This window comes from Pantoea sp. GABEPS69 (genome assembly GCF_045780835.1).
GTDB classification, from domain to species: domain Bacteria; phylum Pseudomonadota; class Gammaproteobacteria; order Enterobacterales; family Enterobacteriaceae; genus Pantoea; species Pantoea septica.
The window spans coordinates 1,587,366-1,606,752 of sequence record NZ_CP118618.1 but is presented as its reverse complement, the minus strand read 5'-3'; the positions used below and the strand labels follow the sequence as shown (position 1 = coordinate 1,606,752).

At 55.3% G+C, this 19,387-nt stretch carries 32 protein-coding genes and 1 tRNA gene; 2 read left to right on the top strand and 31 right to left on the bottom strand.

Annotation, left to right across the window (positions count from 1 at the left end; translation table 11 throughout):
* The 20 genes from PVE98_RS07835 to PVE98_RS07740 form a co-directional block, all read right to left on the bottom strand.
* Nucleotides 1-306, bottom strand: a complete 306-nt coding sequence (locus PVE98_RS07835; protein ID WP_313619531.1) for a phage baseplate plug protein — start codon at nucleotides 304-306, stop codon at nucleotides 1-3.
* 9 nt (nucleotides 307-315) lie between these two features.
* Nucleotides 316-885 carry a phage baseplate protein gene (locus tag PVE98_RS07830; protein ID WP_333620342.1) on the bottom strand — a complete coding sequence of 190 codons (570 nt, stop codon included), beginning with the start codon at nucleotides 883-885 and terminating at the stop codon, nucleotides 316-318.
* Nucleotides 885-2,840, bottom strand: coding sequence for a transglycosylase SLT domain-containing protein (locus tag PVE98_RS07825; protein ID WP_313619535.1), 1,956 nt, complete (start codon nucleotides 2,838-2,840; stop codon nucleotides 885-887). The genes PVE98_RS07830 and PVE98_RS07825 overlap by 1 nt, the downstream gene beginning before the upstream one ends.
* Nucleotides 2,830-2,982, bottom strand: coding sequence for a DUF6889 family protein (locus PVE98_RS07820; protein ID WP_313619537.1), 153 nt, complete (start codon nucleotides 2,980-2,982; stop codon nucleotides 2,830-2,832). Before PVE98_RS07820 ends, PVE98_RS07825 begins: the two co-directional genes overlap by 11 nt.
* Nucleotides 2,983-3,017: 35 nt before the next feature.
* The gene (locus PVE98_RS07815; protein WP_407568566.1) at nucleotides 3,018-3,443 is read right to left on the bottom strand and encodes a phage tail assembly chaperone; all 426 of its coding nucleotides are present in this window, start codon (nucleotides 3,441-3,443) and stop codon (nucleotides 3,018-3,020) included.
* A 3-nt stretch (nucleotides 3,444-3,446) separates the two neighbouring features.
* Nucleotides 3,447-3,887, bottom strand: a complete 441-nt coding sequence (locus PVE98_RS07810; RefSeq protein WP_313619541.1) for a DUF3277 family protein — start codon at nucleotides 3,885-3,887, stop codon at nucleotides 3,447-3,449.
* Between the two features lie 10 nt (nucleotides 3,888-3,897).
* Nucleotides 3,898-5,040: a DUF3383 family protein gene (locus PVE98_RS07805; RefSeq protein WP_407568565.1), complete on the bottom strand. Its 1,143-nt coding sequence runs from the start codon at nucleotides 5,038-5,040 to the stop codon at nucleotides 3,898-3,900.
* A gap of 3 nt (nucleotides 5,041-5,043) precedes the next feature.
* The gene (locus tag PVE98_RS07800) at nucleotides 5,044-5,601 is read right to left on the bottom strand and encodes a hypothetical protein (RefSeq protein ID WP_313621079.1); all 558 of its coding nucleotides are present in this window, start codon (nucleotides 5,599-5,601) and stop codon (nucleotides 5,044-5,046) included.
* Nucleotides 5,582-5,965 (bottom strand): head-tail adaptor, encoded by a 384-nt coding sequence (locus PVE98_RS07795; RefSeq protein ID WP_313621081.1) that lies wholly within the window; start codon nucleotides 5,963-5,965, stop codon nucleotides 5,582-5,584. Before PVE98_RS07795 ends, PVE98_RS07800 begins: the two co-directional genes overlap by 20 nt.
* Entirely contained in the window at nucleotides 5,952-6,446 is a 495-nt protein-coding gene (locus tag PVE98_RS07790) for a hypothetical protein (protein WP_313621083.1), read from the bottom strand. The genes PVE98_RS07795 and PVE98_RS07790 overlap by 14 nt, the downstream gene beginning before the upstream one ends.
* Complete coding sequence (locus tag PVE98_RS07785) at nucleotides 6,443-6,847, bottom strand: DUF4054 domain-containing protein (protein WP_103796757.1); 405 nt, start codon at nucleotides 6,845-6,847, stop codon at nucleotides 6,443-6,445. Before PVE98_RS07785 ends, PVE98_RS07790 begins: the two co-directional genes overlap by 4 nt.
* Nucleotides 6,813-7,193 (bottom strand): hypothetical protein, encoded by a 381-nt coding sequence (locus tag PVE98_RS07780; protein ID WP_199187340.1) that lies wholly within the window; start codon nucleotides 7,191-7,193, stop codon nucleotides 6,813-6,815. The genes PVE98_RS07785 and PVE98_RS07780 overlap by 35 nt, the downstream gene beginning before the upstream one ends.
* A gap of 37 nt (nucleotides 7,194-7,230) precedes the next feature.
* A complete protein-coding gene (locus tag PVE98_RS07775) occupies nucleotides 7,231-8,169 on the bottom strand; it encodes a DUF2184 domain-containing protein (RefSeq protein WP_103796595.1) in 939 nt (312 codons plus the stop codon).
* A 14-nt stretch (nucleotides 8,170-8,183) separates the two neighbouring features.
* Nucleotides 8,184-8,678, bottom strand: a complete 495-nt coding sequence (locus PVE98_RS07770; RefSeq protein WP_312062251.1) for a hypothetical protein — start codon at nucleotides 8,676-8,678, stop codon at nucleotides 8,184-8,186.
* 11 nt (nucleotides 8,679-8,689) lie between these two features.
* Nucleotides 8,690-9,928 carry a DUF2213 domain-containing protein gene (locus PVE98_RS07765; protein WP_407568564.1) on the bottom strand — a complete coding sequence of 413 codons (1,239 nt, stop codon included), beginning with the start codon at nucleotides 9,926-9,928 and terminating at the stop codon, nucleotides 8,690-8,692.
* A 2-nt stretch (nucleotides 9,929-9,930) separates the two neighbouring features.
* The gene (locus PVE98_RS07760) at nucleotides 9,931-10,107 is read right to left on the bottom strand and encodes a hypothetical protein (protein WP_313621090.1); all 177 of its coding nucleotides are present in this window, start codon (nucleotides 10,105-10,107) and stop codon (nucleotides 9,931-9,933) included.
* A 2-nt stretch (nucleotides 10,108-10,109) separates the two neighbouring features.
* Complete coding sequence (locus tag PVE98_RS07755) at nucleotides 10,110-10,604, bottom strand: phage minor head protein (RefSeq protein WP_313621092.1); 495 nt, start codon at nucleotides 10,602-10,604, stop codon at nucleotides 10,110-10,112.
* Nucleotides 10,605-10,713: 109 nt separating this feature from the next.
* Nucleotides 10,714-12,189: a DUF1073 domain-containing protein gene (locus PVE98_RS07750; RefSeq protein ID WP_407568563.1), complete on the bottom strand. Its 1,476-nt coding sequence runs from the start codon at nucleotides 12,187-12,189 to the stop codon at nucleotides 10,714-10,716.
* A gap of 2 nt (nucleotides 12,190-12,191) precedes the next feature.
* Entirely contained in the window at nucleotides 12,192-13,409 is a 1,218-nt protein-coding gene (locus PVE98_RS07745) for a PBSX family phage terminase large subunit (protein WP_333620349.1), read from the bottom strand.
* A complete protein-coding gene (locus PVE98_RS07740; RefSeq protein ID WP_103796601.1) occupies nucleotides 13,384-13,929 on the bottom strand; it encodes a terminase small subunit in 546 nt (181 codons plus the stop codon). Before PVE98_RS07740 ends, PVE98_RS07745 begins: the two co-directional genes overlap by 26 nt.
* A gap of 27 nt (nucleotides 13,930-13,956) precedes the next feature.
* Here PVE98_RS07740 and PVE98_RS07735 point away from each other — a divergent pair, with 27 nt between their 5' ends.
* The gene (locus tag PVE98_RS07735) at nucleotides 13,957-14,184 is read left to right on the top strand and encodes a YodC family protein (RefSeq protein WP_407568562.1); all 228 of its coding nucleotides are present in this window, start codon (nucleotides 13,957-13,959) and stop codon (nucleotides 14,182-14,184) included.
* A 47-nt stretch (nucleotides 14,185-14,231) separates the two neighbouring features.
* Nucleotides 14,232-14,468, top strand: coding sequence for a DUF6953 family protein (locus tag PVE98_RS07730; RefSeq protein WP_407568593.1), 237 nt, complete (start codon nucleotides 14,232-14,234; stop codon nucleotides 14,466-14,468).
* An 85-nt stretch (nucleotides 14,469-14,553) separates the two neighbouring features.
* Here the strand turns inward: PVE98_RS07730 and PVE98_RS07725 are convergent, their stop codons facing one another.
* The 11 genes from PVE98_RS07725 to PVE98_RS07675 all read right to left on the bottom strand — a co-directional run bounded on the left by PVE98_RS07725 (nucleotide 14,554) and on the right by PVE98_RS07675 (nucleotide 19,387).
* Complete coding sequence (locus tag PVE98_RS07725; RefSeq protein WP_333620329.1) at nucleotides 14,554-14,715, bottom strand: hypothetical protein; 162 nt, start codon at nucleotides 14,713-14,715, stop codon at nucleotides 14,554-14,556.
* A gap of 92 nt (nucleotides 14,716-14,807) precedes the next feature.
* Nucleotides 14,808-15,251, bottom strand: coding sequence for a lysis protein (locus tag PVE98_RS07720; protein WP_333620328.1), 444 nt, complete (start codon nucleotides 15,249-15,251; stop codon nucleotides 14,808-14,810).
* Complete coding sequence (locus PVE98_RS07715; protein WP_333620327.1) at nucleotides 15,241-15,744, bottom strand: lysozyme; 504 nt, start codon at nucleotides 15,742-15,744, stop codon at nucleotides 15,241-15,243. Before PVE98_RS07715 ends, PVE98_RS07720 begins: the two co-directional genes overlap by 11 nt.
* Nucleotides 15,745-15,747: 3 nt before the next feature.
* Nucleotides 15,748-15,990: a phage holin gene (locus tag PVE98_RS07710; protein WP_407568561.1), complete on the bottom strand. Its 243-nt coding sequence runs from the start codon at nucleotides 15,988-15,990 to the stop codon at nucleotides 15,748-15,750.
* An 886-nt stretch (nucleotides 15,991-16,876) separates the two neighbouring features.
* Nucleotides 16,877-16,951: transfer RNA gene (locus tag PVE98_RS07705), tRNA-Gly, on the bottom strand.
* 158 nt (nucleotides 16,952-17,109) lie between these two features.
* A complete protein-coding gene (locus PVE98_RS07700) occupies nucleotides 17,110-17,724 on the bottom strand; it encodes a hypothetical protein (RefSeq protein ID WP_333620326.1) in 615 nt (204 codons plus the stop codon).
* Nucleotides 17,714-17,839 (bottom strand): YlcG family protein, encoded by a 126-nt coding sequence (locus tag PVE98_RS07695; RefSeq protein WP_313619256.1) that lies wholly within the window; start codon nucleotides 17,837-17,839, stop codon nucleotides 17,714-17,716. The genes PVE98_RS07700 and PVE98_RS07695 overlap by 11 nt, the downstream gene beginning before the upstream one ends.
* Nucleotides 17,836-18,222 (bottom strand): hypothetical protein, encoded by a 387-nt coding sequence (locus PVE98_RS07690; RefSeq protein WP_048781791.1) that lies wholly within the window; start codon nucleotides 18,220-18,222, stop codon nucleotides 17,836-17,838. The genes PVE98_RS07695 and PVE98_RS07690 overlap by 4 nt, the downstream gene beginning before the upstream one ends.
* Nucleotides 18,219-18,581 carry a RusA family crossover junction endodeoxyribonuclease gene (locus PVE98_RS07685; RefSeq protein WP_333620325.1) on the bottom strand — a complete coding sequence of 121 codons (363 nt, stop codon included), beginning with the start codon at nucleotides 18,579-18,581 and terminating at the stop codon, nucleotides 18,219-18,221. The genes PVE98_RS07690 and PVE98_RS07685 overlap by 4 nt, the downstream gene beginning before the upstream one ends.
* Complete coding sequence (locus PVE98_RS07680) at nucleotides 18,578-18,868, bottom strand: DUF1364 domain-containing protein (protein WP_333620324.1); 291 nt, start codon at nucleotides 18,866-18,868, stop codon at nucleotides 18,578-18,580. The genes PVE98_RS07685 and PVE98_RS07680 overlap by 4 nt, the downstream gene beginning before the upstream one ends.
* 264 nt (nucleotides 18,869-19,132) lie before the next feature.
* On the bottom strand, nucleotides 19,133-19,387 hold the full coding sequence (locus PVE98_RS07675; RefSeq protein ID WP_333620323.1) for a hypothetical protein: 255 nt from the start codon (nucleotides 19,385-19,387) through the stop codon (nucleotides 19,133-19,135).

The following is a 19,387-nucleotide window of genomic DNA, read 5'->3' as shown; positions in this document are numbered from 1 at the left end:
TTACTCCGTTACGGCCCAGAGGTGGCTGGTGATTCCCAGGTCGGTTTTTGTGGGGTAGTCCTGCGACGGATCATCGCAAAGCACCACGAGCCCGAAGCCCAGTTCGAGATAAGAAAACGACGCCAGCAGGTTGGCGCCCGTAACCAGAGGAATGCCGGTCACAATGCCTGCACCGCTGCTGTCGAGCAGGTCTATCACCCAACCTGCGGCGTCGCGCCATACTGTTCTTATCAAGTAATTAACCCCGTTTATCGCCACGGCGAACTGCTGGTTATCAGGTGACAGGGGGATTTCACTGGCCTGCATCGTGTCTCCTTAAAACAGGTCGGACAGCTTCGATAAAATCGACTGGCTGGCGGTGGGCTTCGTCGACTTAACGCCGGAGTTTTGCACTGCTGACGTGCTCACGCCCTGCGTCATGTCGGCCTTATCCGCCACCGATATCGTCTGCGTTGAAGAGATGATCACCCCGCGCAGCGTCAGCGTTGCCATCAGCACGTTTTCCGATGTACGGTCAGTCGTTACATCCAGCACGCGGATCAGCATGTTGGTGTAAAGGCGCTTACCAGTTACCACGTCAAACGGCATGCGGCTTTCCTGCAGGTCGATCAGCTGCTGATACACCTCTTTTGGGCTCAGGCCAAGGCTAAGCCCAATCGAGGAAGTATCGAGGAGATCCAGCAACGAACCGCCGCCAGAAAACCCCACCTCCATCACCAGCTCTGGCGGCCTTTTGAAGGCGTGGTCAGCAACAGGAGCATCCTTTTCGACGGGATGCTCTGTGATTTCCAGTGTGTCGCTGTGTTTTTCGGTAATCACCACGTCCGGCACTATCAGCCCGATTTTCCGGCTCTGCTGTGAAAACAGCGTAGAAAGAATGTCCATCAGCGCGGCCCTGTTCCGAGTGCTTGTGAAAAGCGTGAGTTCACCGCCATTTGCTTGTCGGCGACTTCGCTGGCGGCCCTGCTCGGGTCGTTAACCCCATGGATATGGATGTTAGTTTCCTGGCTGATCTGCGCGCCGCTGGCCGGCATATTGCTGAGAACGCGCGGGATATAATTCCGGGTTTCCTCCGGCATTAGCGCCATGCCATGCTTCTGCACGTTACCGATCCCCCAGTTATAGGATGCGAGCGCTTTGGGAAGGTCGCCGTTATTGGCCTTTAAGAGCTGAGCGAGATATTTCGCCGCAGCCTGGGCGGACTTAACCGGGTCAAAGGCCTCGTTGCCACGCAGACCCAAGTCCTTAGCCGTGCCGGGCATCAGCTGAAACAGTCCCTGCGCGCCAGCGCCAGACATAGCATTGGGGTTGCCTGCAGACTCGGTGATCGCAACGCTGCGCAGCAGACCTTCTGGTAAGCGATAAACCTGCTCGAGCTTATCAAGAGTGGGCTTCATCCAGCCGAGTAGCGCAGCCCCGTCTTTCGTCGGCTTAGGCGCTGCAGAGCCAAGTCCTCTCACCCACTGGCCGATGCTTCTGGGGTCGAACCCTGTTTTGCTCTTCAGCCACTCAGCGGCATTATCCGCACTGGCTGACACTGCAGGTAACGCGTCCGGATTACCCTGCCCCTGATTTATCAGCTCGCGCCCGATCGCGTAGGCATCTTTCCATCTGCCGTCTTTAATGGCGTTGAGCAGGCGCGCTATCCCGTCCAGCATTTTGGACAGCTCGCCAAGGTTCTCCATGAGATTGCTCATGTCCCATTTGGCTGTCCATGTCTGCGGGTCGATGCCGAGCAGGCGCATAACGGCATCTTTCAGATCGTCGACGCCTTTGATGGCGCTCTTGATCTGCGGCTCCCACTTTTTCCAGTCGATGAGTGACTGGCCGCCTTCCTTCCACGTTTTGTAATCTTCCCACAGGGCAAAAATTGCCAGCGCAAGTGAGCTAATCATCCCTATCGGCGACATCACGAACGCACCGTTCAGGATGCGCCAGGCGATAACGAGCGCGCCGAACACCTCAATCAGGCGCTGCGTTGACTTATCCAGCGATGACCACCATTGCATGATGTCGCCGCCAGCCTGTATCAGCCGATACACGACGCGGCCGATCACCTCAGCGAGCCATAGAATGCCTTTAACGCCGCTGGTAATCGTCTGCTCAATCTTCGGGAAGTTGTCGACGATTTGCTTGCGCAGGGTATCGATAGAACCTGAAAGCCCTTCCGCCAGGTTAGAGCCGATCTTGTCGCGAGCCATTCCTGCCATCTGGCCGAATGCACGCAGGGATGTCATGAAGCGATTAGAGCTCGCAGCAGCCTGGTCAGCATTAAAGCCGATAGCTTTCGCCATTTGCGTATACTGCGCGCCAAACTGGCCCATCCCGCGGCGCATTGCCATCAGCGTGTTTTCATCTATGCCCAGCATCTGCGCATACTGATTTGCGCGGTAGTAAGGCATTTTATTCAGCTGCTGGCCGACGCCGGTAAAGATGGACGCCATATCTCGCATGTTGCCGCTGGCGTCACGCGTCTGTACACCCAGGCGATTCAGGAAGCCTTCGGCGCCGGGGTTGTTACGCATGAAGCGTGAAAGGCTTTCCAGTGAGCCGCGCGCGGCTTCTGCACTCGACCCGGCCTGAGCTGCGGCATAACCAATCGCCTGAATGCCGGCGACCGTTGCGCCTGTGCGCTGAGATGCCCAATAAAGTTGATCAAGGCCGCTGGCGATTTTGGTGGTATAGGCCAAAACTGACAGCGCAGCAGCCTCAGTGGCAGTGCCGAGTTTCACTACTTTTAATGTAGTACCGGCCACTACCGCATCAAACTTGCGAGCGCCAGCCTCATCAACCTGAAAGCCAAGGCTTACCAGAAAATCCTTGATAGTCTCAGCGTTCATTTGCCTCTCTCCAGCGCTCTATGCGGTTATTGTTGTCTGCCTTCAGGTCGAGCCAGTCATTCATTCGGGCAATGTCTGCCAGGTCTAACGAACCATCCTTCAGGGCTGAATAGCTGATGTACCCGGCATCAACCGGGCGCATCAGAAAATCTTCGCCATCAGGAAGTGATTCCAGCGTCAGACCGCTTGCTGGGGCGCAGTCTCGCTGGCGGGGAGTGCGGGCAAAAAATTTCCCAGGCTGTCGCCTACCACCCGACCAACCATCTGCAGCATGCTCATCAGATCGATGTCGTCGAACATCAGCGCGCCTTGGGACATAACTGGTGCCCACGTATTGCCGTTTTTGCGTGAAACCACTGACAGGCAGGGAAAGATGATCGCGTTGGTATCTTCATCGGACATGCCGGCCAGTGAATCCGCAATTTTCGGCAGCGCGGTTTCCATCGCCTTATATACGTCACCGCCTTCTGCTGCGGCTTTGATGCCCTGAAAGTCAGACAGCACACCGGCCATAACCGGCAACAGCTTACGAGACACCTTCAGCTGATCAAATACGCTGAGCTTTGCGGTGCGGTACTGCACGCCTTTGATTTCAAATTCCATGGATTAGAACTCTCCGAGCATTTCGTCGATTTTGCCGCAGTCAAATACCCACGCCACTGTCCCTGCCACCTTCGGGTTGTTCCAGTCGGGCTGGCGCTGGAATGCCACTGCGCGCGCGGTAACGATGTCACCAGACGCCTTATTGCGCATGACGATCACGTTGTTACCCCACAGTGACGAGGACAGGCTCTGCGCGTTATACATCAGCGAGAGCTTTTTATTTTGCGGGGAGGTCTTGAGCAGGTTTACGGTGATAGTTCCCGATTTACCCGCGTGCAGGCTGTGCATCACCTCGCCATCGGCACCAGTTGTCATGGTGTTTTTAGCTTCCGTCATCGTGACGGTGATGCCCTCTTCCGAGTTGGCTGAACCGTATCCAAGGTCAATGATCCCGGACGGGCCTGCCAGACTGGCGCTGACATCCATGAATGAATAAGTAGACATTGATTACCCCTTAGCGCACTACAGTGATTGCAACGGAGCCATAGTGCACAGCTCCGGCCAGTTTTCCGGCAACCTGAATGGGTACGCCTTTACGCGCTTCTCGATCTGCCTGAAGCTGACTGTCAACGCTGGGAGCGTAGATGTAATAGCCCTTGGTCAGCGTGTCACCCTTAGCCAGCTGGCCTATCGGTCCACCTGACCATACGCCGGGAGCAAAGAGGCCGTTTCCAACTGCTTGCTGCAGAACAAGCTCAATGTTGGAAATGCGCATAGTGGTCCCTGAGTCGGTCTGGGGGATCTTCGTGTCACTGGTGTAGAGGGTGTTGTAATCGGCTGTCTGTACCGCATTTTGCAGCCAATCGAGACCATGACGCTCATCGAAAAAGTCACCATTCGACATCACGCCCTGCTCAAGAATGGCTGTGTCATTGTCATAGAGGACATAGACGTTGCAATTTTTGGCCTCCAGAGCGTTCGCCTGAGGGGCGCTCAGGGTTTCATACGTTACGCCAGGCTCTGACTTAAACTTGAGGGTGATAGTCGTATTACTTCCCGTATAATCGACCGTGAAAGCCCGGCCAAACGCTGACAACGCTGCATAACGACTGGCAGAGGAATATTGCAGGAAGGTTCGACCATAACCTGCCGCTTTTAAGGCAGCTGCAATATCGGTTGTGGAGGACGAATCCATTACTGCAGCGTCCTGCGTGGTATAAGCAAATACACGCGAAACAGTTGCCGCTTGGATAGCCGCTGCAATACTGGTTACGTCAGCGAGCGTTGGGTCAGTTTCAACCGCCAGGTGCAGGCCGTACCAGGCGCTATAGCCCAGCAGCGTATTAACGGCCTCAGGCAAGGTTTCTGTGTTACCAGTTTCGCCAGTTGCTAATGATTCCACCCAGCGACCGACATACACCTCCGAAGGCTGGGGCGACTGGGAAAACCAGATCAGCGCCGCTTTATATTCTTCGCTGTTAATGCCGAAATCGTCACCAATATCATCAGCGCTTTCATAAATGCGCAGGCGCTCCTTGATCGGGATGACTGTCGATGCGCCAAGGATAAGCATCGAACCAAAATTTCGCCCTTGGGCTGCTTTAGCCGAAAGGGTAACCGTCACATCTGAGATGCGACTAACGGATAATCCCGCCATTTATTAATCTCCAGTAATGGTGACGTTGGGAGTGATGATGGAACGGACCCCGTACGTGCGAATGATTTTGCGGCGCAGGCGCACAGTGATGTCGTACCGGCGCACCCACTGATTGTTGATAAGCTCAGGGAAAGCAGTCAGTTCACTGTAATCAGCGAGTGACAGCTCATTCTGTTTGAGGGTTTCGTTGTTTTGCTCGATGGTCAGCCCGTCACGGAACAGCGTCGCGATAGACTGGCTGTGCGGGCCGTAAAACGAGGCGAGCGTTTCTATCACCTCATGCCGCCACAGCTGATTACTGTCATCGGTCTGCCGCACGAATGCGGGGCCATCATCAGCAGTGAAGCCGATAATGCCGAAACCGCACCAGTCCACGTCCGCTGCAGGTATTGCCGCCTGAGTCGCTGTCCAGCGCGGGCGAACCATCCCAGCCGGCAGGCCCGATAATGCCCGCACCCACTGGCTGAGCTCACGTTCCAGTGTCTCGTCATATGCCTGCGGCGCGCTGACGGGCGTCAGATATCCGGCTGATGTGCTGCTGTTACTCACGCGGGCCTCCATCAAACGGCTGCAGCTCACAGTGCGCCTGGACGAAACCGGCGCCGTAAGCCGTGTACGGATCGACAAAGGTCACGCGATAGTCGCGGCCGCGATAAGTCACGATGTCGGCATCAATGCCGGTGTTGCCGCTGCTCAGGCGGTAGGTGGTGATAATCAGGATTGCGCCATTAATCACCTGGCCGGCCTGCATGCGCCGGGCTTCCAGTGAACGGTCAACCGTCACCACGCCACCGAAAGGGGTCTCAGTGGTGATGTTTTTGGGAAAGCCATCATCATCGACCGTCTGCTCATTGCGCTTTACCATGAGCGTCGTATCAAGGAATTCAGGCGACAGCAGAACGTCAGTTACATCAAGTGTCGGCATCTTTATCCCTCACAACGTGCGTGATTGAGCGGCGGTATTCGCCAGTGTCAATGAGCGGCTTGTTACCGGTGCGACCGCGCTTGCGCCGCTGAGCAATGGTGACATCAGAGAGAGGAGTGAATCCGGTTATGGCGATGTACCGCCTCACCCCGCTAGCGGCCACGGTTCCGGCGCGGTCGAGGGATGTCACCGCCCCTTCCGCATTACCTTCCAGCGCCTTTTGCGCGGCCGCCTTCAGGTGAGGCATGAAATCCTGCTCGACCGACTTCACACCGGGCTTGAGATGGGGCCGTGGCGGGATGTTCTGCGCCGGCGACCCGTTCTCATTGATGTAGCCGATCGCCGCATTCCCGATATCACCATCATCGCGCTCGTCTTTCGATTCCGGGATGCCCACCAGAACATCCTTGTTAGCGAGGGTTTTAAGGGCGTCCAGGATGCTTTGCGCCGTGTCAGCGCGAATGGTCAGGCCTGATTTCATAGCTGAATACCGCCATACCCGAAGAGCATCAGCAGCTGCCAGAACTCCGCGCCGTAGCGGGAGAAGTTCCAGAAGCCCGCATCGGCGTTGAGCGTCGCGCTGTTGTCGTAGCTCACGCTAACTTTATCCACCGACTTGGACGCAACCACACCGCTCGTTGCGCCACCAGCACCTCCCAGCGCGCCAGCCGCCGTATCTGCGGCATTCAGCACCATGTAATGCGCGACAAACAGCTCTGCCAGATAAGGGAACATGTTCCCCATTGCGGAGCCGTCAATCAGCATGTCGGCGAGGTTAAGGCGAAACTCAATTACTGCGTCGGGATATTTGGTGTCGTCACTGAACTGCGGGAAGTCGCGTCGAAAATCACTTACTGTCGGCAGATTTCGGTTTCTTGCCATCAGCATTACCTTCCGTTACCGGTTCAGTTACGGGCGCCTGCAGGGTTGCCAGCTGCGCGGTCAGGTCGGCGATGGTCTGGTCCTTCTCCGCTACCGACTGCTGCAGATCGCCGTGCGCTTTGGTTTTCTCTTCCAGCTGCGCGGTCAGGCTGTCGATTTGTGCCTGGAGCTCTTTTGTGTCGGCGCCGGATTTTGCCTTGCCGGTAACGTCAGAGTGCGCGGTGACAAACCAGTGTTCGGCAACTTTGTCATCAACGGTATGCTCGCCAGCCTCAAAGCGCTGGCTGGTGCCATCTTCAGAGGTGAAGTTAAACGGGGTATGGACGCGAATCGTCTTCTTAGCCATTTGCTGCTCCTGTTGGCCCCTCGCGGGGCCGGATTGGTTAGATGCCGTCCAGATACGCCATGGTTTCCGGGTACGGAGACTCAACTGCGCCCAGCTTGCCGTAGTAGGTGGTCAGCTGGTAAATGCCGCGATACTGCACCGGCACGCTCAGCAGCGGAACCATCGGGAAGCGCACAAACTTCTTGTCGTTGGTGTAAGCCATCATGCGGTCAGTGCCGCCGGTTCCCGCGCCTTTCAGCCATTTCACCGCGCGGATGTTCAGCGGCACGCCGTTCTGATGGAAGGCGATCGTGTTTTCGCGCAGGTAAGTCAGCAGTGACTGGTTACCGGCTGAGGAAACGATGATGCTGGACAGCAGAGCGAACTGCTCAGGCGGCAGCAGCAGGTCACGCGGGACGATGGTGTAACCTGACGCCGCCCAGGCATTAGAGAGCAGCAGGTTGATAGACGCCCGGATTTCGTCAGGTGTGGAGGTTGCCCACGTCTTCGGAGCGTTAGTAACTGCTGCACCGTTGTAGTTAACGAGGCCTTTCACGCCCAGCTGGCTGTCACCGCGATAAACCTGCTCGTCAGTGTCCATGTTCCATTTCAGCTGCATCGCATCGAACTTCTGCGTGTCGATCGGGCGACCGACTTTGGCAGCGGCGGCCAGCTCGACGACGGTCCAGCCCAGCTCCATGCCCCACAGGGTCAGCGGGAAGCCAGTTTTCGCGATATCGACGTTCGGGCCAGCGATGGCGGTAGAGTCTTTGCCGATCCAGTTTTTGCCGTTCGGGTTCGGCGTGCCGGCAGCGGCAAAGGTGGAGTTGGTGAAAGAACTGATGTCATCAGCGATCGACACGTCTTCGCGCAGCTGGATATCGCGCGACCACGTATACCCCACCAGGGGCATATTCAGTTCTTGGTCGAGGCGCTCAAGTTCGCCAACCAGGAAAGCGCCAGTGCCGTCGAGAGTGGCTTGGTCAAAAGTGTACATATTTAGCGTTTCCCTTAGATGTTATATGCGATTTCAGCGTTGCCAGCGGCATCGCCTGCGCCAGTGAAAACGGCGTTCGGCAGCACGACAGTTTCGTCAGTGACAGCCGCGCCCAGAATTGCGCCCAGCGGGCTGGCGTCGGTCGGGTTGGCATTGCGCACATAAACCGGCGCGCCTTTGGTCAGGCCGACTGCGGTGCTGCCGATGTTCACGGTCATATAACCGCGCTTCATCACGTCACCGGTGAAATTGGCGTTTGCGCCAACCTGTCGCGCCATGTCTGGCGTTGACGTGGTCGGGTACGGGCGGACGTAGAGGCCGGTGATTACCGTCGCGGCGTCAGATGCTGCCAGCGGGATAAACTTGCCGTCTGCGCTGTCTTTACCTGCCAGGCCGTACTGGCTAAAAGTGTTCGCGGCATTGAGGATAACCGGCTCGGTGGTCAGGTCTTGCGGGCGTGAGATAGCCCCGGCGATGCCTACTGGCATCCGGTACAGGTATGCAACCATGGGTTTTTCCCTTATTTATTCCAGTGGGCGGCGAATGCCTTGTTCAGAGCAGCCGGAGAGTTTTTGTTGGATGAGTCGTAAAACGATGCACGCGGCGCAGTAGCTGGCGCGCTGTTACGCGCTTTGGCGATTTCGCTGGCAGATACGAATACCGCGTCCAGCGTTGCCTTCGGCATTTTGGCGAAGTCCGGCGAAGCGCCTACCAGCGGAGTCAGCAGCGCCTGACCTTCCGGCGTTTTGAATGCCGCGTCCATGGTGGAGCGTTTGAACGCTGCCAGCTTGCCGCCTTCCGGCAGCTTCACGCCCGGCAGGATGAGCTCTGCGCGCGCCACGACGCCCTGATGATAAGCAGCATCGGTAGTTGCGCGGGTTTTCTCTTCCTTCTCCTCCGGATCGTCGCTGTCGACAGTCGCCGTAGATGTCGGGTTGATCAGCTGCTGAACCAGAAGCGCCAGCGCGTCTACTTTCGCTTCAAGCTCGCTGTTAGTCTGCGCGCCGCCTTCACCATCTTCATCAGTGGTCAGGCCGCCAAGCTCTTTATTTGGCGGCAGCGGCTGCGCGGGGTTGATAGTGATGTTTACTGCCCGCGCCAAATCAAGGCTTGGCTCGACCAGTTCTGATGGCGCGTTATCAACCAGATCAGCCAGGCTATCGGCATCCTTGGTTTTAATCGCCCGCTTCAGCTGGCTAAACCAGCCCTGATTTTTGGTAGTCATGAATGAGCTATCTCCAATTGAACAACGAATACCCGCACGACCGTTAGGAACGCCCGCACAGTGGTTACCGATAATTGAGTGCTGTCGCGCCTGACCCGGTCCTTTCTGCTCGTAGTCGGCGTCGTAGCCCATAGAAATCTGCTCGAGGCCGTTCATTACTTGCTGGATGGCTTCGGCGGTTTTGATGTGAATGTCGCCCAGCATCAGATCGGACTGGTCGCCGGTGCCGCGGCGGACATTCTGGATATGCCCGTGGGCGTAGTCTTTCCAGTTGCCCGGATTAACCATGTCTTTCGGGTGACCCAGCGTGAAGGCCATGCCTTCGAAGGAGGCGAGCGTTTCGGGCCTGAACACTTCGTCAGCGTCGCGAGTGACGACAATCTCGCCATCCTCATCGCCGATTAGCCCTTCGAGTTCGCTTTCGTCGTAGACCTGCGCGCCGGTGCGTGCGATCGGCACGTCTTTGCACAGCAGCGAGCCATCGGCCATCTCAAAGCGAGTGTTTCCGAGGCGGGTAGTGAAGAAATATTGCATGGTCAGACCTTAGCAAGCGCTCTGGTTATAGCCTTAAGCTGGCGAACGTTACCCCTGCCACTAACCGTTAGTTTTTTGATATCACCCACACTAAACAGAGTGGCCGTCATTCCGCGAGCGTTAACTACGGTTTTAGCCACATCACCATCAGCGATATGGTTCACAGTGATTTCTTTCATGATTAATCCTCGGGGACGACAACTTCGCAGTAGCAGCGGCAGTTGGGAAACTGGCCAGCGTGGCCGGTCATGCCATCCAGCGTGGGCGGCTTTGACCAGTCGACGTACTGACCTTCCATCTGCCTGTGGGAGTGGCGCACGTCGCTGTCGTCAGCTGTACGCCAGATATAGCCACGTGATCCGATAGCCGTTGATCGCGCCTGGGTGATTGCAGTTGATGCCCGGCTAACCTCAGTACGAGCAATGGTGCGCGCCCGCGCCTCAGTCACTTCGCCGGTGCGCATGATTTCCTGCTTCAGCGTGCTGGAGCGCTTGCCTGACACCACGGCATCAATCGCCTGATTGTGGATGTCGTAAACGCGATCGGCAGCCTGCAGCGGGAGCGATTTGAACAGTTTCACCTGCTCGTCGATGATGCTGCGGGTTACCGCGCCGGTGCCGGAGTTCATCAGGTCACGCAGCCCGGCAGAGATACGCTGTGACCTGTCACGCCACATTGCATCATCTGCGACTTCCAGCGTGCCTATCAAACGACTGGATACGGACTCAGCCCATGGCTCAATCAGATCGGCGTATCGCTCCAGCCTGTCGAGGATGTCAGTTACGCTATCGTTTGAACCATCGTATGAACCCTCGACTATCGCTCCCACCGCGCGCGCTATCTGTCGTAGCTGTGTTCGCAGCTGCGTCTCGGCGCGCTTCAGGTTCGGTGGTTTCGACGTTATCGAGGTCGGCCTCCGTTGGCGCCGGGATGTCACTGGCATTATCAATATCCTCGTCGCTGATGGTGCCGCCCAGACCGGTTACGCGGGCCGTTTCCTGTAGGTGCTGCGCGCCGGCTTTTTCGGTCATCAGGCCTGCATCGACAGCTTTCACCGTGGCGTCGACGACCTTGTTAGCCGTATCTGCGCGCTCACTGTCCGGCGTCTGCCACAGCTCGTTGAACTCGAACGTGAAATCATCCGGCAGCGGCCTGGCAAACAGGCTCATGTGCAGCACTTCGAACAGCTTGCGGATCGGGCGACGCAGCTTGCGCTCCTGCTTGGTGGACACGTTGTCGTAATAGTTGGCGAGGTCAGTGTCACCAGTAGAGAAGCCAGCCGGGGACTGACCGAACAGGCGAACCAGTGGTATACCGAACGCGCCTGCCACCTGCTGCCCGAACTGCGCCAGCACATCGCTAAGCCCGGCATACGAATATGTGTGCGCCTCAAAATTATCTTCGGCGTCCATAATCGTCATGCCTTCGTTACTCTGGTACTGGCGGATCATGTCCATATGCGACATCAGCCCCTTGAAGGCTGGATTGTCTTTGCCCATAGCCAGCAGGGAGCGAAGCCCCTTGATGCTGTACGTGCGCAGATGCGCCTTATACACCAGCTGCGCCACGCCTGTTGTGGTGCTGTCGAAAGCCAGCAGGCGGTCGAAGCACCGCTCGATGATCGACATGCCCCAGTCGTTTTCCGTCAGGCGTTGCTGGTAAGGCAGCGGTACACCGTCGAAGCGGATTAGTCTGGAGTGGTGAATTCGCCACGGCGGGATACCAGTAGCTGACGTCACGACGCGGTAGAACTCCGGCATACCAAAGTCTGGCCCCAGCTCGGTCACGCGACGCTCTGTAGTTGCGTTGAGCATCCACCGATCCATAACCATGATGCCCTTGAAAGCACCCTTGGCGATGGTCTCAATGCGCAGCGGCGTTGAATAGTTCTGGCCGTCGATCAGGATGACGCCAACAGCGCCGCCGTAGAGGTTGGCCCACTTCAGCGTGTCGTTGAGGTGCTCCCAGATGCCCAGCTCGTCCCATGCGTTGTCGAGCTGCTTTTTCACCCCGTCATCGAGCTTTGAGGTGATTGTCACGCCCTTGCGGGTCATGTCATCGGGGATGGCATCGACGCCTGCTCCCACCAGCCAGGAAGACCGGTAAGCCTGCTCAATCAGCAGCCTGTTGCGCGACGTCCAGTTATTGCGGTAGGTGCCAGCGCCGGACTGGTTCGATTCGTTGACACCCATGCGGGCGACAAAGTTTTCATAGCTGTCACGCGTCGGTACAGGCTGCGACACGTTTTGTGTTTCGGACATGTTCAGCCTCTGCCAAGTTGCGCCCAAGTGCCAAGGCTGTCGGAGCTGGTGATGTAACCGTCCAGCCCGTAGCGTATGGCGTCTATGCAGTGGTTATGTGCGTCGACAATGACCGGGAGAATCTCGTTGGTCTTCTTGTCGACTTTGTAGGAGTAGAGCCGGAACTCGTCGGCGGTATGCTTGCAGCGCTCATGGATGATGATCTCCTCAAACCCTTTCAGGTAGGTGATGCCATCCTCCACGCTGCCTTTCCACTTCGCCGCGGCATCAATGCTGAAGCCCTGCCGGCCAATGTGACTGATTGTCTCCGGTCGCGCGCTGTCGGCTTTAATCGGCCAGCGGCGCGCCTCGGGGACTGAATCGTAAAACTGCGCCATTTCGTCGAGTTCTACGCCGACGCCATAGGCCTCATATTCGATGTAGAGCTTTGTGCCTAGCATGAACATGCGGATCAGCGTGCTCGGGTCATTGGCAAAACCGAAGTCAGCACCGAAGAACAGCCTATCTGCCTTCTGCCAGAGGTCATCCGGAAACGCTTCCACGCGGTAGCGCTGCTTGAAGATAACCGCCTCAGATATCGACTTAGGCTTACCCAGCCAGACGTGTTCGTACGCCTCATAATCGACCCGCTTGCAATACTCCATCTCTTTGCGGAGCGTCTCGGGCAGATACGGGTTGTCGTAGTAGTTCACCTCAACCGTGATGCTGTCGTCAGGCGGATTAACCACGAAACGCTGATAGGTCGGGTCTTTCTCTTCGCCGGGGTTGAACGATACCCAGATTTCCGACCCCTCTTTACGGATGGTCGGCACCAGGATGTCCCACGAATCGGCAGAGACAGACTGCGCCTCTTCCACCCAGCAGATATCCACGCCCTCAGTCGACTTGATACCCAGCGGATCGAAGCGCAGCCCTTTAAACAGGAATTCGCTGCCACAGGCGCTGGTAATCGTCTCGTTAGTGATGCGGAACCACGGGTTAAGGCCGAGCATCTCAATCTGGTCTTTCAGCAGCTTGTGCACTGAATCCTTGATCGAGTTCTGCACCTCACGGGTACAGAGAACGCGGAGCTTTTTGGAGGCGGCCATGATAACCAGCGCGCGGGCAATACCCCATGATTTAGCGCCGCCACGACCGCCGTGGAATACCTTGTAGCGAATGGGCTTAAAGAGAGGTTTGAATTTGGGCGCGAAGCTAAGTTTCTTCTCCGCTGTCGTCATCATCCGCTCCGAAGCTAACAACGAACGTAGGCGCAGCCAGCGGTAATCCGTTGGGGCCAACCAGTTCGTTTTTAACGTTGTCTTTGAATGCCTGGACAGTGACGTGCTTGCCAAGCAGTTCGAGGTTCTTGACCTTGTCAGGCCATTTAATCTTTTTCAGCAGCCCGGCAGCGTCGCCTGCCATCTCGGTGACGTCCATGCCAGACAGCGTTGTGCGCCAGACTTTGGGCCAGTCTTTGATGGGCTTTAGCTCACCATTGGCTAAGAGGATGTCGAGGACGTCCATCTGGTCAATCTCAAACAAACGCTTCAGCACATAATCGGCGTCAACATCGATGCGATCATTGCGCTGTGCTTTAAGTTCGGAGATTCTGTTCTGGACGCTAACATTTGCTAACAGTCGGGCGCCCTGCTCGTTCGAGGTCTTTTCGCTGTACCCCGCCCGAATGGCCGCTTGCGTGGCGTTCAAATCGATGAGGTACTCGCGACAGAACATCTCTTGTTTGTCGGTGAGTGCCATTTTAATACCTTAATGGGAGTATAATTTATGGCTAAAAAGCCTTTACCAACTACACCACCGAAATTCAATGTGGGGGATATTGTTTATTTAGTTACTGGCGGACCTTCAATGTCCGTTTCTGAGCAACTTACGGATTTTGATCATGGTAATTACCCGTTTAATGGAAATTACAGATGTCAGTGGTTTGCTGGCAAAAAGCTTGATAGTGGTAGCTTTCCCGAAGAATCACTGACCGCTACAAACCCAAAGCCGTAAACCCAAACGCGATCAGGCTGTCTGTTTTGGATGTTTGTAACTGGATGATGAAAGCACTACATCAGGATGGATGCCTTTATCAGCAAGATGTTGTTGACTACCTAATTAGAGTGGATAACGAACAATTGCTCAAAGAAAATGCAGATGGAAATCTCGCATTATCTAACCCTGTTATAAACCAATTCCGCAAAGACAGTGGTGCAGGTGTAGTTTGGGTGAAGCCTGATAAGTATTGGCGTTACCGCGTTCATGAAGATGAAGATGGTCGTGAGGCGCGAGGTTAACAACCATGGCGGCCAGCACTACTCGTGGTCGCCAATCTACATCTAATAAAAAACCGCCCGGAGGCGGTCTTGAAGATGCTTTATATCAACTCGCAGCAACCTTGTTGAATATTGTGTCGTAATGCTTCACAAATGCAGCGTCAACGTCACTCGAGTTCATGAAATGTGCAGGTCTTTTTTCCATTTCGAGCTTAGTTAGAGATGCAGCAAGCTCTGCTATTCTTACTTTTGCTTCATTTGCGTTCATACCAAATCACCTGTTTCATATTTGCGACCTTCCGAAATAGGATAGTTCCGCTTTTTGCTCTGATTTTCAATGGCTGCGCCGAAATTTTTTACCTAATTCATGCACTGCTCTCTGATGTACTGCTGCAGGCCGGCTATTTGCTTTCCGGCGAGCTCGATTCGACTTCTGAGGGTGAAATAATCCCGTTCAGCGGAGTCAGTAAGTCCGGGGCTGGCTGCATCATCCATGCCGGCGGCGCCGGAGGTGGATTGTTTCGTGCAGGTGGCATGGAGCTGCAGCCGACGCTTGCCAGAAGCAACGTCATCATGCAGCTGATCGATAGTCGCCTGAGCATCGGCTAACTCCTTCGTGTATTTCGCATCGAGCGCGGCCACGTCACGCTGGCGTACCTGCATGTCATCTATGGTCTGTTGACGTTCGGTGGCCAGGCTGTCGGCGGCAGCGTATTTGCCGTAGTAGAAATAAGCCACCCGACAAACTGCTATCAATGCCACCAACAGCAGGCCGATAATCAGCGTTCGCCAGCTAAATGTCATTTGGACCGTCCGCCAGGCACATTGAGCGCTCCATGTCGCGCCGGTTCATCAGGCCGCGGAACTTCATGCCGCCCGCATACACCCAGCGACGCAGCTCCTCGCAAGCTCCATCCTGATCGCCTGCGTTGAGTTTCTTCAGCAGCGTCGATTTAGAAAACGCACCGGAGCCTACGTTGTAGGTGAAGCTGTAGAGCGCTGCGCGCTGATATTCATTCAGCGGCACTTTGACCAGGCTATCAACCGTCTTCTTTACCGGCTGCAGGTCATTCCACAGCAGACGATCACATTCGCGGTCGGTGTACTTCTTGCCTTTGATGATGTCGGTGCCGGTGTGGCCATCACAGACCGTTAAGACTCCGGCAACATCTTTGTAGGGCTCGTACACCCGCCCCTCTACACCGTCCTTACCGCCAAGGAATACCGTAGCGATAAGCATGGCTCCGCCACCTGCGGCAGCGATCAGCTTATTCCGCAGTGAATTTGACATTGCCATGGGTTATTCCTCGGTGAGGCTGGGTGCGGTGGGCCAGCGCTGAAGCGCTTTAATCTGCGCCAGTGTGGCTTTGCGTTTGTAATACCAGTTGATGCCGAGCGTTAGCAGGGCGACCAGAATACCGGCCAGGACGCCTACAGCGCTCCACTCATCGGGACTAAGCCGGGTCAGAAGACCGTTAGCAATCGTCCCGGCTGACGCGCCATACGCTGCGCCTGAAGCCAGTTTGCTCATATCGATACTCATGTGACCCCCTCGGTGAGGGAGCTGGCTCAATTAGGAATTGTCTACTTTCTGAACTGAGCAAGCCCGGTTAGCTTTAATCTTGTCGAGAGAAAAAAGCACCGCCCTGCCGTTGCGTAGCCAACGTTGAAGAATCCGCCTGAGCGCGGATTTTTTTATGGATAAAAATCGCCCTCTGCCACAGGTCGCTAAACCGAAGTGTGCAGTTTTTGGCAGGAGCGAAAACAGAAAAGGCCCGCCGAAGCGAGCCTTTATGAATTCATTGAATTGAATGGGTTAGCATCTTTTGCTCAACAGCAAAATTCATCGCTACTACCTTTTACCCGTCAATTCGATAAAGTTGACAGAGTGAAACTTGAATCTTTCCCCGCTTACTGTTGCTTCCCCTTCGGTACGCGGGATTTTTTTTCCTGTCGTCAGCAGGATGTGTCTTATCTCATGCAATCTCAAAAGTGCATGGTTTTGAGGTTGCGTCATTAAGCCAGCATGCAGGTCCTAACTATTGCCTGCGGCCGGGTAATGGCGACTTAATGTGTGGTGGCCGGTGCTGATCTCCGGCTTATCGGTCCCGGCGGCAAGCGGCTTTACCCGTCTGGTGATCTCGCCTCGTGTACCAATGGGGCATTTCTTTCCGCGCATCAGCCTGCGCAATCATCACAACGGAAAGCCGCCTGTTTCACAACACGAGTTCATCGCTAAACAATCCCTCGTCAGGCAGCTTACCTGTTGTGTGCCCATTATTAATCACACCGGGCCAGTGCGCCGAATTCGGTGGCGGGGAGTCGGAAGACCCCGTGGCGTTTGGTTTCTTAGGCCGCTGCCAACATCAGATCATCGTTTGCATTTATTTTTAGATGATAAAAATAATCGCGCACCATGACGAAAACACTGGAGCTTCTGTCGGGAATCGAACCCGTATTGCTTGCTTGGAAGGCAAGAGTGATTACCAAATCACTACAGAAGCAGACGTAAAAAAGCCCCGCCGACTGATGAGGTCGCGAGGCTCTTTGGAATCCACAAGATAGTGATGGAACAGAGTGCTCAACGACTACTGCCGCGAGCATATCAGAACTCTAGCACTTTCATTTTGCGTTTTCAAATTATTTTTGCGATTTCTCCGATTTAAGCTGCAATCTTCTGCTTGTTAGCCTCCAGTTCGAACACGATCGCGTGAAACACGCTTGCTTCTAGCAGCTCTCTGCACCACTTAATGCGTCGCCATGCTGACTGACTGTCGATGCCAGTGAGCCTTGCCAGCTCTACCGCGATATCTTGCGAGCATTTGCGCTCGCAGTAGTATTTAATTGCAACATGTCGGATCGGGTTGTTGGGTGCAAAGAGACGGCAGATTACAGATTCAACCAAGTCGGCATCTTCTTGCTCGTTGGCGCGCTCGAGAAGATTGCTGACTGAGTTCTGAGGGTTGATGATTTGCTTTGCTCTAATAAAAAGCTCATCGCCTTTGTAACCCTGCTTGTGCAGATTCTCCACCACTTCCATGATGCGTTCTGACTCCCGGTCATTCCATTCCTTACGAATCATCAGGCGCCCTATCACGCTTACCTTTCCGCTGTCGGGGCCGACGTGGCCGCCATACTTCTCTCCCCATACATCGAGCAGGCAGCGAACCCATGCGGACTGCAGTGGAGTAATAAGCTTAACGGGGTGAAGGTATCGCTTCTTCAGGTCTGATTTGCGCATTACCTGCGCCAGCTGTGCGAGTGCGTCAGATTGCATGTTTTACCCCCAGCATTTTTGCCATGCGCTTGATGATCTGATAATCGACTGCAAAGCCGCCTTCGCGTTTGTATATGCGCAGCTTCTGCCATTTCTCTCTGAGGTATTCGTTCATGATTCCACCTTCTCGTTTTGCCAGAGAGGAAGCGGTGCTTTATGCCCAGAATTACGGATTCTTGCTTTGGCATTTCGCTCTATCTGGATGAGCTTTACGATGTTCTGGCGGCGCTGCTTTTCTTCTCGACGCAGATATTTGACGTTCTCGATGTACCGCGACTCCGTGTCACACAGCGATGCGACGTAGTCAAAAGGATCGAGCAGCGTTTCGCAGCGGCGACACCTCAAGGTTCTTTCTTTGTCGTTAACCAAAACAGCGTCGTGAGTACAAAAAGGCTTGAATGCCGCCTCTCTACCAATGACCTGCGAATCCTTTAGGTCTTCCTTCCTCTCCGGGAATGAAACCACGTTGTTAAGCTCATCTTCGGTTTCTGTATTCATGCTGACTCCATCTCGGTGATGATGATTTCCAGCCTGCCGCCCTTAACCACTTCACAGCGCACCATGCGCACGTCATCAATGAGGCTGTCGTCAGCGATGACGCCTGCCTGGGTGAGTGAGTCGAGGGGTGCTTTGAAGAGGTTGTCCAGGTCACGCCGGGCGCGTGTAGGTGGATATGCGAGGATTTTTACTTTTAGCCTGCCGGCCAGTTGGTATTGCTGATTTGCTTCGGTGACTTGTTTTGCTACTGCGGTGGTGTATTCCCTGCCTTTCTTGCTTTTGATTTTCCTGCCGCGAAACACTGAAAAGAGGTGATTGTTTCCGGGCGGCCAGGGTAGCTCTATTCGGTATTCGTTCATCGCTTCACCTTTCCTTCCCGCAACAGAGCGTCCTGCGTGCGAATAACACCCTCCAGATGGGCTATGCGCGCTTCGGTGACATCACAGTGACGTGTGCGCCGGTCTATCTCGTCGTGGCATCCTGAGCAGGCCCATGCGCCAAAAAGGTCGTCTGGCTTCATTCCGGTTCCGCAGATGCCGACCATGCGGTAATGCGCGAGTACGACTGTTTCAGGATTGCCATTGCAAATGCCCGGCAGCCTGACCTGGCATTCCCTGCCCCGCGCTTCATTTCGTAGCTTGCTCATGGCTCTCTCCGCACATCCGGTAATTGGGGTCCTGCATCAGGCTTATTTCGCAGCTTGTGCAGCAGTACACCACTGACTCTGGCAGCGCCGCAGAACAGAAAGCGCACACAGAAACAGATGGCTCGCCAGCGCCAGTAGGCTGACTTGATTGGCTGGTCCCGTTCTTGGTCTTCATAGCGGTAATCTACCTCGCAGTTTTCGCAGTTAGCCCCGTAGTGATACTTGTCTTCTGAGGTGAGGGTTATGTGGCAGCGGCAGCAGCGTTCACGCATTGGGTTGCCCCTTCTCATGCTGGCGGATGGCACTGATAGCCTGGCGCAATTCATCTTTTTCCTGCTCAGTCCACGCATCGTTCAACTGCTTGCTTACCCGGGCCAACCTCTCGGATTCATCGCGGTCCATCAGCATTAACCGCCGTCCGCTTTCAAGCCAGATATCAACCTGCGTTACTTTCTCGCCATACAGCTTTTCCGCTGCAAAGGCAGACAGATGAAGTAAGGCGTTCCATAGAATTTTCAT